The following is a 10494-nucleotide window of genomic DNA, read 5'->3' as shown; positions in this document are numbered from 1 at the left end:
CCGCTGCGCCGTGCCACGCCGCCTGCTCGGTGTGCGAGGCGATCGCGGTCGGGACCGGCGTGCGGGACGCCGTCCGGGCGGGCCACAGCGACGCGAGCACCCCGATCACGACGAACGTGCCAGCCGGCCCCACGGCACCACCACGGGAACCTTCTGGCTGAGCACGCCGAGAGCCGTGCCGGCGAGCAGTCCCGGTCCCGCGCCGAGCACCGCGATGACGACCGACTCCAGCCGCAGCACCGCCGCGACGGGATCGTGTTCGTGGCGCGGGGTCAGTGCCCCTTGAGCCCCTTCTTGCCGGGCGCCCAGTAGGGGACGTTCGTGATGTCCCGGCCGCGCGCGCCCGCGGCGCGCAGTGCCCGGTAGAGCCGCTGGATCGACGAGGCCTTGCCGGTCAGCACCCCCGCGCCGGCGGACCGGTACGCGGTCAGCACCTCGTGTTCGACCTCGTCCAAGTGGCTGTCGCCGGCGTCCCGGGCGACGAGCGCGGCGTCGGTCAGGCCGAACCGCGCGAGCACGGCGCGGGACTCCTCGACCGAGTCCACCTCGAAGACGAACCGCACGTCGCCGTCGCCGGACGGGGTCGCGCGCAACGCGACGGCGGTGCCGAACGACGTCTCGTCGCCGAAGAAGACCAGGGGCCGCCGCGAGGTGCGCAGCGGGACCGCGCGGCGAGGTCCCACGAGCCGGCAGGGCGTTCCCGCGGTCGCGGACGCGGCCCAGCCGGAGCCGGGACCGCCGCCGTGGACGTACCAGAGGACCTCGGCCGTTCCCGTGGCCGGGTCGAACGCCAGCGGGGTGTACGAGCGGACCTCCCAGGGGCCGAGCAGCGCCGCGCCCACGACGACGACCTGCACCATGTCGCCGGGTGACCACGCCACGCCCTTCAGCGAGTCGCCCGCGATCGACACCAGGCGGAAGCGGGGCCCGAGGTCGTCGGCACGGCTGACCTCGGCCTCGCGCGTGGACAGGTCGAGCAGCAGCGAGGTGAGGCGGCCCGGGCTCGTGGAGATCATGAAATCGACGGTAGGACCGCCGCACTGATCTGTCCAAGACATAGAATGACGTCTTGTGAGACCTCCTGAGCAACGGTGCGGCCCGTGGAACTGAGACACCTCCGCTACTTCGTGACGATCGCGGAGGAGCAGAACTTCCGCAGGGCCGCCGAGCGGCTGCACGTGTCGCAGTCGCCGTTGAGCCGGCAGATGAAGGACCTGGAGGAGGAGCTCGACGTCGAGCTCTTCGAACCGGCGGGCCGCGGGATCAGGCTCACCGCCGCCGGGAAGGTCTTCGCCGAACGGGCGCGCGCCGTGCTGGCGGGGGTCGCCTCGGCCGTCGAGGAGACGCGGGACGTCGCGCGGGGCCGGCAGGGCACCGTGACCATCGGGTTCGAGCAGGGGGCGACGTTCACCGGTGCGCTCGCGTCGCTCATGGCCGCGTTCCGCCGGCGTGCGCCGCGCGTCGGCCTGGAGCTCGTCGCGATGACCGGCTCCGAGCAGTGGGCCGCCCTGCGCGACGGGACGATCGCCTTCGCCTGCGGCTCCCACCGGCCCTCCGACGCCGCGTTGTCGTGGCTGGAGATGACGAGCGACCGGCTCGGGCTGCTGGTCGCGGGCGACCACCCGCTCGCGGCGCGCGACGAGGTCCGGCTGCGCGATCTGGAAGGCGAGCGCGTGGTCCTCGAACCGCGCGAGCTCGACCCCCGGCTGCGCGCCGCGATCGTCGCCGCCTTCCAGGCGCAGGGCGCCCACCCGGGCGCGATCACCGAGATCGCCGACCTGGAGGCGCTGCTGGCGCTGGTGGCGATCGGCGACGGCGTCACCTTCACCGCGCGCCGCACGGCCGCCCTGGTCACGCCGGTCACGTCGATGGTGTGGCGGCCGCTCGGGGACCTCGACGTCGAGCTGGCCGACGTCGTCGCCTGGCGGGCCAGGGACGAGGACCTGCCGGTGGTGCGGATGCTGGTCGAGTGCGCGCGGGAGGTGCGGCCGCTCCTGCGGACCGACGGCCCGGCGTGAACGCCGTCAGTCCTGCGCCCCCAGGTAGCCCCGGGAGAACGCGGCGGCCACGGCGGCGGCCCGGTCGTTGACGCCCAGCTCCGCGTACACGTGCAGCAGGTGGGTCTTGGCCGTGGTCTCGCTGATGCCAGCGCGGGCGCGCACCGGATCGGCCGCGCGGGCGCGGATCGCGGCGACCGCGGCCGATCCCGGCCATCCTCCGATCGGAGGATGGCCGGTCCGCGCACCAGAACACCCGGCGCCCTCGCTGCGTGGTTCCCCGCGACATGCACGGTCAGGCTCCCGACGGCCGGCTGGTCACCGGCGGCCTCCTCGCACTCCGTTGCCGCACCGGTGATCGACAGCGGCGGGTCGGGGCGTCACCACGGCACGGGCCCGGTCCGGTCGAGGAACCGGCCCGTCGGCCCGTCCCGGCCGATCGTCGCGAGGGCGACGATGGAGTCCGCGCCGTCGGCGACGCTGTGCCCGAGACCGCCGGTGAAGTCGGTCGCCGTCTGGCCGGGGTCCGCGGCGTTGACCTTCACGTCCTTCAGCTCCTTGGCGTACTGCGTGGTGAGCATCGTGACGGCGGCCTTGGACGCGGAGTAGAGCGGCAGCGCGTACTGCGACTCGACCCGGTCCGGGTCCCCGGTCAGGCCGAACGAGCCCATGCCGCTGGAGACGTTGACGATGACGGGGTTCGCCGACCTGCGCAGCAACGGCAGGAAGGCGTGCGTGACGCGCACGAGCCCGACGACGTTGACCTCGAGCACGGCGCTCATGTCGGCCGCGGTGTACTCCTCGGCGGGACCGACCCTGCCGAGGACGCCCGCGTTGTTGACCAGGACGTCGATCGACCCCTCGTGCGCGGCGACGTCCTCGGCCGCCTCCCGGACCGAGGCCTCGTCGGTCACGTCGATCCGCACGAACCGCGCGCCGAGCGACTCGGCCGCCGCCCGGCCGCGCTCCGGGTCGCGGGCGCCGAGCAGGACGGTGTGCCCCGCCTCCGCGAGGCGGCGTGCGGTCTCGTACCCGAGCGACTTGTTGGCCCCGGTGATGAACGTGGTGGTCATGCTCCCTCTTCCTCGCCCGGCCGGCGCGGTCCTGCGCCGGCCGTGTCTCCCATGCTGGGCCGGAGGGAGAGAGGGCGGGAGCTACGGCGCTTCCTGGTACGGCGCGTACCACCCGGCGCCGTCACACGCGGGTGGACACGCTCCGGGCGTCCGCGCGCGTGAGGAGGTCGAGCTTCTCGCGGGCGTCGGTACCGGGCTGCGGCGTGTAGACCACGAGGCGCAGGTTGGTGTCCTGGGTGGTGAGGATGTCGGAGTTGAGAGCGATCTCGCCGACCTCCGGGTGCCGCACGAACTTGTGCGCGCTCTGGTGGCCGCCCACCTCCCGGCGGCCCCACAGCTCGCGGAACCGCGGGCTCGCGCCGAGCCGCGCCACCAGGGCCGTGAGCCCGGGGTCGTCCGGGTACCGGCTCGTCGTCGCGCGCAGGTCGGCGACGAGGGACTCCTCGAACGCCGTCCGCTCCGCCCGCGTCTGCCGGATCCGGGGCAGCTCGCCCAGGAACTGCCAGACCAGGACGTTGCGGTCGTCGCCGCCGCGGTCGTCCGGGTCGCCGAACGTGGCCGCGAACAGCGCGTTCCAGTGCAGCAGCTCCCAGGTGGCGTCGTAGATCGCCAGCGGGTGGCCCGCGAGCTGGTCCACGATCCGGTGCAGGCTCTCCGGCACCTCCCGCGGCACCCGCGCCGGGTCCGCCGCGTGCCCGGCCATGCGCAGCAGGTGGGCGTGCTCCTCGCCGGACAGCCGCAGGGCGCGGGCCAGCGCCGAGCACACCTGCGCCGACGGCGTCGCCACCCGGCCCTGCTCGAGCCGGACCACGTACTCGACCGAGATCCCGGCGAGCGCGGCCAGCTCCGTGCGGCGCAGGCCCGTGACCCTGCGGGGGGAGCCGTCGGCGAGACCGGCCGCCGCGGGGTCCGCCCGGTCCCGCCACGCCCGCAGTGCGGGGCCGAGCTGGTCCATGACGACCATCCTCCCGCACGCGCGGCCTGCCGGAGGTGCCCTCGCCGGAGCCGGTCTCTACGGTGGCGCCATGGTGAGGCTGGACCGGCTGGTCAACGTGCTGGGCGGGTACGGGGTCCGGTTGTGCTGCTGCCCGGTGCCGCGCTCGGTGGAGCTGCGCGGGGTGGTGCTGCGCGACGCGACCGACGACCGGGCCGAGGTGGGCGACGTGTTCCTCGCCGTCGGCGCCGGGTCCGTGGCGGAGGCGGTGCGCGCCGCGGTGTCCGCGCGGGCCGCGGTGGTGCTCGTGCGGGGCGGTGAGGAGCTGCTGGCGGACGCGGTCGCGCAGGGACAGGCCGCGGGGGTCGCGGTGATGCTGGCCGATCCGGCCCTGTCGTGGAGCCAGCTCGCGGGCGTCGTCTACGGCCTGGTGCTGGAGGGCCGGGAGACGGAGTCGGGACGCGGGCCCACCGACCTGTTCGCGCTCGCCGACAGCCTCGCGGCCACCACGGGCGGTGCGGTGACCATCGAGGACCCGCTGGCGCGCGTGCTGGCCTACTCCGGGCCGCAGCAGGAGGTCGACGCGGCCCGGCGCGAGACCATCCTGGGCCGCCAGGTGCCCGCGTGGGTGCGGGAGCTGTTCGACGCGGCCGGGGTCCGGGCGCACCTGCTGGCCTCCGACGACCCGCTCTTCGTCGCCGGGGACCCCGGGCGCGGTCTCACCGGGCGGATGGTCGTCGCCGTCCGGGTCGGCCGTGAGCTGCTCGGCGCCGTCTGGGTGGCGTGCCCGGCACCGCTGGCGGGGCAGCGCCGCGTCGCGCTGACCGACGGCGCCCGCATCGTCGCGTTGCACCTGCTGCGGTCGCGGGCGAGCGCCGACCTGGAGCGGCAGGTGGAGTCGGAGTGGGTGATCCGGCTGCTGGAGGGCACGGCGGACGCCGCGACGGTGCTGAGCCAGCTCGGCCTGCCGCCGGGACCGGCGCGGGTCGTCGCGGTCCGCGCGCACGCCGGCGAGGAGCGGCACGCGGCCGTGCTGCTGGCGTTCGAGCAGGCGACCACCGGCTTCGGCTGGTCGCGGCCGGGCCGCAGCGCCCTGGTGGGCAGCAGCGTGCACACGATCCTGCCCGGCGAGCAGGTCTCGGCGGCACGGGACTGGCTCGCGGCGTTGCGGGCGGCGCTGCCGGCGACCGTCGTGGTGTCGGCCGGGATCAGCGCGGTCGCGGACCCCGCCGACCTGCCCGCCGCACGGCAGGAAGCCGAGGAATGCCTGGCGTTGCACGAGATGAGCACTGCCGGCACGGCACCGCCCGCCTACGACGAGTCGTGGGACGAGATCCTGCTGCAACGCCTGCGCACCGCGGCGCGCGTCGGGCGGGCGTCCGCGCGAGGACCGGTGGCGGACCTGCGCCGCCACGACGGCGAGCACGGCACCGGCTACGTGGCGACGCTGCGCGCGTGGCTCGAGGCGCAGGGCGACCTGGCGGTGGCGGGGGCGCGGCTCGGCGTGCACGGCAACACCGTGCGCAACCGGCTGCGGAAGATGAGCGAGGTGACCGCCCTCGGGCTGGACGACCCCGCGAAGAGGGTCGCGATGATGATCGACCTGGCCGCGTTGTCGGATTCCCACAACCGCTGACGGCCGATTGTGGGAATCGGACAACCGGTTCGCCCCGCGGTCACCGCATCCTGAACTCGGGACGACCGAGGACAGGAGGCAGGGATGAACGGCGTCGAACGCCTTGACGGCGGTCCGCGCTCGGCGGTGGTGGTCGGTGCGGGCGTGGTCGGGCTGTCCACGGCGTGGTTCCTCCAGGAGCGCGGGGTCGAGGTGACCGTGGTCGACCGGACCGGGGTCGCGGCCGGCGCGTCCTGGGGCAACGCCGGGTGGATCGCACCGGGACTCGCGATCCCGCTGAACGAACCGGCGGTGCTGCGCTACGGGCTGAAGTCGGTGTTCGACCCGGCGGCCCCGCTGCACCTGCCGCTGACCGCGGACCCGGGACTGTGGTCGTTCCTCGCGCGCTTCGCCGCCCACTGCCGCTGGTCGTCCTGGACGAGGGTGGCGAAGGCGAACCTGCCCCTCAACGAGGAGAGCGTCGAGGCCTACGACGTGCTCACCGCCAACGGCGTCGACGTGCCCACCGTCGCCGCCCCGATCACCGCGGTCTTCACCTCCGCCGGGCAGGCACGCGGACTGCTCGGCGAGCTGGAACGCCTTGCGGCGGCGGGACAACCGGTCGTCCACACGCGACTGTCCACCGCGGACCTGCGCGAGCAGGTGCCGCAGGCCTCGTCCGCGCTCACCGCCGGCGTGCGGATCGACGGGCAGCGGTTCGTCGACCCCGGCGCGTTCGTGCGGGCGCTCGGGCGCGCCGTCGTCGCCCGCGGCGCCACGATCCGCACCCTGGAGACGGTCGACGTCCGCGCGGACCGGACTGGCGTGACCGTGCTGACGCGCGACGGTTCCGCTGTCCGTGCCGACGCGGCGGTGATCGCGACCGGGGCGTGGCTGCCGCGGCTCGCCGCGCGGGCCGGTGTCCGCACCCCGGTGCGCGCCGGGCGCGGGTACTCGTTCACCGTTCCCGTGCGCGAGCCGGTGACCGCCCCTATCTACCTGCCGGAGGTGCGGGTGGCGTGCACGCCCTACCGGGGCGGGCTGCGGGTGGCGGGCACCATGGAGTTCCGCGACCCGGACGCGCCGCTGGACGAGGCGCGGGTCGACGCGATCATCGCCTCCGTCCGGCCGCTGCTCGACGGGGTGCGCTGGGAGGACCGCACCGACGTCTGGGTCGGTCCCCGGCCCGTCACCCCGGACGGCCGCGCGCTCATCGGTGCGACGCGCCTGCCCGGCGTGCACGTGGCAGGCGGGCACGGCATGTGGGGCCTCGCCCAGGGACCCGTGACGGGACGGCTGCTGGCCGAGCAGGTCACCACCGGCAAGCAGCCCGACGCCCTGCGCGAGTTCGACCCGCTCCGGTGACCGCCCGCGCCGAGCAGCCGCTGAGCGACGGCGAGCGGGCCGAGCTCTCCCGGCTGCGCAAGGAGAACGACTTCCTGCGCGTGCAGCGCGACATCCTCCTGCGCGTGGCCTCCGGCTACGCCCGCGACTTCGACGCCGTGCTGCGCCGCGACTCCTGACCCCTTTCCGGTCCGTGCGGGTCGTGGGCCGACCGAACCCGGCCGACACGGACACCCCGCCGTCAGGGCGGTCTCTCCCTCCGCACCGCCCTGACGGCACTTCTCGCTGCCCCGGAGGCATCATGACGAGCACGACCCCGCGCGTGTGGCTGTCGCCGCAGGCGCACCACCGGCTCCGCGCCGAACTCGCCGCCCTGCTCGCGCGGCCCCGCGCCACCACCGAGGCGGGCCGCGACCGCGAGGCGCGGATCCGGCAGATCAACGACCTGCTCACGCACGCGATCGCCGGGGAGGACCCGCCCGACGACGGCGTCGCCGAACCCGGCATGGTGCTCACCGTCCGGTTCGACGACACCGGCGACGTCGAGACGTTCCTGCTCGGCTCGCGCGGCGCGGACCACGGCGAGGTCGAGGTCTGCTCGCCGGACTCGCCGCTGGGCGCGGCGGTCGACGGCGCCCGCCAGGGCGAGCAGCGCTCCTACCGGGTCCCCAACGGCGCCACGGTCCGCGTCACCGTGCTGACCGCGGTGCCGTGGGGCAGGCGCTGACACCGGTCACCCCTCGCGCTCGAGCACCTGCCGGCTCCAGGCCCGCAGGGCGTCGGCCTGCGCCGGGGTGAGGTCGTCGAGGAAGTGGCGGCGGATGGTGGCGCCGTGGCGGACGACGGCGCTCTCCGCGGTGCTCCTGCCCTGTGCGGTCAGGCCGATCCCGGTGCGCCGCCCGCTGGCCCCGGACTCGGCCCGGTGCACGAGACCGCGGTTCTCCATGCGCGTCAGCAGGTGCGCGACCCGGCTCTTCTCCCAGCCCAGCGACTCGGCGAGCACGCCGACGCGCAGTTGCGGTTCCGGCGACCGCCACAGCGTCATCAGGACGCTGAACTCCGCCTTCGAGATGCCGCAGCCCTCCTGCAGCCCCCGGTCGAGCTCGTCGGCGAGCCGGCGTTGCGCGCGCGTCCAGACGTCCCAGAACTCCCACTCGTCGGTCGTCAACGCCCGCGGTTCGGCCATGCGGCGAAGCATAGGAGAGCAGAGTTGACGCATCAACTCGACGGTGTAAGAGTTGATGCGTCAACTCTGAAGGAGGACGTGCATGCCCACCAGTGACGGCCGGACGAGGACCTTGGTGCGCGGGGGAGCGGTGGTGACGCTGGACTCGGCCACCGGGGACCTCCCGCGCGGCGACGTGCGCGTCGAGGACGGCCGGATCGCCGCGGTCGCCGCCCGGCTCGACGTGCCCGGCGCCGACGTCGTGGACGCGACCGGCAAGATCGTGCTGCCGGGTTTCGTCGACAGCCACCGCCACACCTGGCAGACCGCGTTCCGCGGCGTGGGGGCGGACTGGACGTTCGCCCAGTACGGCCGGGCAGTGCACGGCACGCTGCGCCGGCACTACCGGCCGCAGGACGTCTACCTCGGCACCCTGCTCGGCCGGATCGAGACGCTCGACTCGGGCGTCACCACGATGCTCGACTGGTTCCACTGCGCCGACCGCCCGGACAACGCCGACGCCGCGGTCCAGGCGCTGCGCGAGGCGCCCGGCCGGTCCCTGTTCTGCTACGGCGCGGGGTCCGGCGACGACCCGATCGCCCACGAGATCCGCCGCGTCCGCGACCGGGTGCCCGGCGACGACATGGTGCTGGGCCTGCGCGGACCGGTGGCGAGCACGATCGGCACCACCGCCGCGGACGTCGCGCTGGCCCGCGAACTGGACCTGCGTGTCAGCGTGCACGTCCACGGTGCCACCGGCTGGCCGCACGGCGACCGGCCGATCGCGGACATGCGCGACCGCGGCCTGCTCGACGACCGCACGACCGTCGTGCACGGCAACGGCCTGTCCGACGACCAGTTCGCGATGCTGGCCGACCACGGCTGCACGGTGTCGATCAGCCCCGACGTCGAGCTGAAGATGGGCCACGGCTGGCCCGTGACCGGCCGCGCGCTCGCCGCCGGCATCCGCCCGTCGCTGTCGGTCGACGACTGCCCGTCCGCCGGCGGGGACATGTTCTCCGCCATGCGCACCGCCTTCGCCGTGGCGCGGGGGTCCGGCGAAGGCGTGACCGCGCGCGACGTCCTGGAGTTCGCCACCCTGAACGGCGCGGTGGCCTGCGGGCGCGGCTCCCGGGCCGGCAGCATCACGCCCGGCAAGGACGCCGACCTCGTGCTGCTCGACGCCGAGGCCCCGGCGGTGTTCCCGGTCGGCAACGCCGTCGGCACGATCGTCACCGCGGCCCACCCCGGCCTCGTGGACACGGTGTTCGTCGGCGGCCGGGTGGTCAAGCGCGACGGCCGGCTGGTCGGTGCGGACCTGGCCGCGCTGCGCGAGCGGGTGTTGCAGTCGCGCGACCGGATCGCCGCGGCGGCTGGGATCGCGGTCGACGGGTCGTGGGTGCCGGCCGGCCGGGGCTAGCTGGCGGCTCCGGTCCGCCAGCCCAGCAGCAGGCCCGGACGGCCTGCTCGGCGAGCCCGCGGGCACGGTCGTTGTCGCGGTGGCCCCAGCGACGCGATGCCGTACAACGCGCCCCAGAGGATCTCGCAGGCCTGACCCGCGTCGGCGAGCACGACGCCGTGCGCCGCGGCCCACGCCGCGAGCAGCTCGTCGAGGGCGTCGATGGCCGGCTGCGCGACGCGGCGGCGTTCGCCGGGGTCGATCGCCGGGTCGTTCATCACCTGGTAGAGGTGCGGGTGCTCGCCCGCGAAGCGGACGTACTCCGCCGCGACGCGCGTCATGCGGAGGTCGGGACCGGTCTCCCGGGCGGCCCGGTGGAACTCGGTCAGCATCAGGCGGTGGCCGTGCGCGACCAGCTCCAGCCGGATCGTCAGCGCCGCGGCTCCCTCGGTCTCGAGCACGTGCAGTGCCGCCTCGATGATCCGCTCGCGCGTGTTCGCCCGTTCGCGGGCCCGTCTCGTGCTGGTCGGCATGGTCCGCCACTTCGCCTCGGGTGGTGTGCCCGAACACTGCTCGCGGAACGGGGGGAGACCGTTCGGATCGTCACGCGCCGCGGGACCGGCCCCGAGCACGGGCTGGTGGAGCGGATCGCCGCGGACGCGTCCGACCCGGTCCGCCTGACCGAGCTGGCCCGCGGTGCGGAGGTCGTCCACCACTGCGCCAACCCGCCCTCGTACACGACGTGGCAACGCCTGCTGCCGCCCCTGCAGACCGCGGCCATCGCCGCCGCTCGGGCGAACGACGCGGTGCTCGCCCCGACCGGCAGCACGTACGCCTACGGACCACAGCCCGGTGGCCGCATGGACGAGCACACCCCGATGGCCGCTGTCGGGCGCAAAGGCCTGCTGCGCAAGAGGATGTGGGAGCAGGCACTCGGCTCGGGCGTCCGCGCGGTCGAGGTCCGCCC

General features: G+C 75.1%; 13 protein-coding genes and 1 pseudogene. 7 read left to right on the top strand and 7 right to left on the bottom strand.

Features of this window, described 5'->3' with window-relative positions; translation table 11 throughout:
* Positions 1 to 105: 105 nt before the first annotated feature.
* Both ACFWGZ_RS34925 and ACFWGZ_RS34920 read right to left on the bottom strand, forming a co-directional pair.
* Positions 106 to 240, bottom strand: a complete 135-nt coding sequence (locus ACFWGZ_RS34925; protein ID WP_382455858.1) for a hypothetical protein — start codon at positions 238 to 240, stop codon at positions 106 to 108.
* A gap of 32 nt (positions 241 to 272) precedes the next feature.
* Entirely contained in the window at positions 273 to 1016 is a 744-nt protein-coding gene (locus ACFWGZ_RS34920; protein WP_382455857.1) for a siderophore-interacting protein, read from the bottom strand.
* Between the two features lie 84 nt (positions 1017 to 1100).
* On the opposite strand from ACFWGZ_RS34920, the gene ACFWGZ_RS34915 reads away from it, so the two are divergent.
* Entirely contained in the window at positions 1101 to 2018 is a 918-nt protein-coding gene (locus tag ACFWGZ_RS34915; protein ID WP_382455856.1) for a LysR family transcriptional regulator, read from the top strand.
* 6 nt (positions 2019 to 2024) lie between these two features.
* On the opposite strand, the gene ACFWGZ_RS34910 is transcribed toward ACFWGZ_RS34915, so the two are convergent.
* The 3 genes from ACFWGZ_RS34910 to ACFWGZ_RS34900 all read right to left on the bottom strand — a co-directional run bounded on the left by ACFWGZ_RS34910 (position 2025) and on the right by ACFWGZ_RS34900 (position 4025).
* A complete protein-coding gene (locus ACFWGZ_RS34910; RefSeq protein WP_382455855.1) occupies positions 2025 to 2162 on the bottom strand; it encodes a hypothetical protein in 138 nt (45 codons plus the stop codon).
* A gap of 215 nt (positions 2163 to 2377) precedes the next feature.
* Positions 2378 to 3070: an SDR family NAD(P)-dependent oxidoreductase gene (locus ACFWGZ_RS34905; protein WP_382455854.1), complete on the bottom strand. Its 693-nt coding sequence runs from the start codon at positions 3068 to 3070 to the stop codon at positions 2378 to 2380.
* Between the two features lie 121 nt (positions 3071 to 3191).
* A complete protein-coding gene (locus ACFWGZ_RS34900; RefSeq protein ID WP_382455853.1) occupies positions 3192 to 4025 on the bottom strand; it encodes a helix-turn-helix domain-containing protein in 834 nt (277 codons plus the stop codon).
* 70 nt (positions 4026 to 4095) lie between these two features.
* Between ACFWGZ_RS34900 and ACFWGZ_RS34895 the strand changes: the two genes are divergently transcribed.
* From ACFWGZ_RS34895 to ACFWGZ_RS34880, 4 genes are all read left to right on the top strand, one after another.
* Positions 4096 to 5640, top strand: coding sequence for a PucR family transcriptional regulator (locus ACFWGZ_RS34895; protein ID WP_382455852.1), 1545 nt, complete (start codon positions 4096 to 4098; stop codon positions 5638 to 5640).
* An 84-nt stretch (positions 5641 to 5724) separates the two neighbouring features.
* Positions 5725 to 6984 (top strand): NAD(P)/FAD-dependent oxidoreductase, encoded by a 1260-nt coding sequence (locus ACFWGZ_RS34890; RefSeq protein WP_382455851.1) that lies wholly within the window; start codon positions 5725 to 5727, stop codon positions 6982 to 6984.
* Positions 6981 to 7142, top strand: coding sequence for a hypothetical protein (locus ACFWGZ_RS34885; protein ID WP_382455850.1), 162 nt, complete (start codon positions 6981 to 6983; stop codon positions 7140 to 7142). Before ACFWGZ_RS34890 ends, ACFWGZ_RS34885 begins: the two co-directional genes overlap by 4 nt.
* Positions 7143 to 7264: 122 nt before the next feature.
* Complete coding sequence (locus tag ACFWGZ_RS34880; protein WP_382455849.1) at positions 7265 to 7690, top strand: GreA/GreB family elongation factor; 426 nt, start codon at positions 7265 to 7267, stop codon at positions 7688 to 7690.
* 6 nt (positions 7691 to 7696) lie between these two features.
* Here the strand turns inward: ACFWGZ_RS34880 and ACFWGZ_RS34875 are convergent, their stop codons facing one another.
* Entirely contained in the window at positions 7697 to 8149 is a 453-nt protein-coding gene (locus ACFWGZ_RS34875) for a MarR family winged helix-turn-helix transcriptional regulator (RefSeq protein ID WP_382455848.1), read from the bottom strand.
* Positions 8150 to 8231: 82 nt separating this feature from the next.
* Here ACFWGZ_RS34875 and ACFWGZ_RS34870 point away from each other — a divergent pair, with 82 nt between their 5' ends.
* Positions 8232 to 9548, top strand: a complete 1317-nt coding sequence (locus ACFWGZ_RS34870) for an amidohydrolase family protein (protein ID WP_382455847.1) — start codon at positions 8232 to 8234, stop codon at positions 9546 to 9548.
* On the opposite strand, the gene ACFWGZ_RS34865 is transcribed toward ACFWGZ_RS34870, so the two are convergent.
* Positions 9545 to 10060, bottom strand: coding sequence for a TetR/AcrR family transcriptional regulator (locus tag ACFWGZ_RS34865; protein WP_382455846.1), 516 nt, complete (start codon positions 10058 to 10060; stop codon positions 9545 to 9547). The two genes, ACFWGZ_RS34870 and ACFWGZ_RS34865, sit on opposite strands and share 4 nt — an antisense overlap.
* Positions 10061 to 10165: 105 nt before the next feature.
* Here ACFWGZ_RS34865 and ACFWGZ_RS34860 point away from each other — a divergent pair.
* Positions 10166 to 10494, top strand: a pseudogene (locus ACFWGZ_RS34860) (hypothetical protein); the annotation flags it as partial.

It is taken from the genome of Lentzea sp. NPDC060358 (assembly GCF_042725365.1).
In the GTDB taxonomy this organism is placed as follows: Bacteria; Actinomycetota; Actinomycetes; order Mycobacteriales; family Pseudonocardiaceae; genus Lentzea.
This window is presented reverse-complemented; position numbering and strand designations above follow the sequence as displayed.

Bases quoted from the DNA above. Each gene is read 5' to 3' on its own strand.
- ACFWGZ_RS34920 (WP_382455857.1), bottom strand. From the start codon at position 1,016: ATGATCTCCACGAGCCCGGGCCGCCTCACCTCGCTGCTGCTCGACCTG.
- ACFWGZ_RS34905 (WP_382455854.1), bottom strand. From the start codon at position 3,070: ATGACCACCACGTTCATCACCGGGGCCAACAAGTCGCTCGGGTACGAG.
- ACFWGZ_RS34900 (WP_382455853.1), bottom strand. From the start codon at position 4,025: ATGGACCAGCTCGGCCCCGCACTGCGGGCGTGGCGGGACCGGGCGGAC.
- ACFWGZ_RS34895 (WP_382455852.1), top strand. From the start codon at position 4,096: ATGGTGAGGCTGGACCGGCTGGTCAACGTGCTGGGCGGGTACGGGGTC.
- ACFWGZ_RS34890 (WP_382455851.1), top strand. From the start codon at position 5,725: ATGAACGGCGTCGAACGCCTTGACGGCGGTCCGCGCTCGGCGGTGGTG.
- ACFWGZ_RS34880 (WP_382455849.1), top strand. From the start codon at position 7,265: ATGACGAGCACGACCCCGCGCGTGTGGCTGTCGCCGCAGGCGCACCAC.
- ACFWGZ_RS34875 (WP_382455848.1), bottom strand. From the start codon at position 8,149: ATGGCCGAACCGCGGGCGTTGACGACCGACGAGTGGGAGTTCTGGGAC.
- ACFWGZ_RS34870 (WP_382455847.1), top strand. From the start codon at position 8,232: ATGCCCACCAGTGACGGCCGGACGAGGACCTTGGTGCGCGGGGGAGCG.
- ACFWGZ_RS34865 (WP_382455846.1), bottom strand. From the start codon at position 10,060: ATGCCGACCAGCACGAGACGGGCCCGCGAACGGGCGAACACGCGCGAG.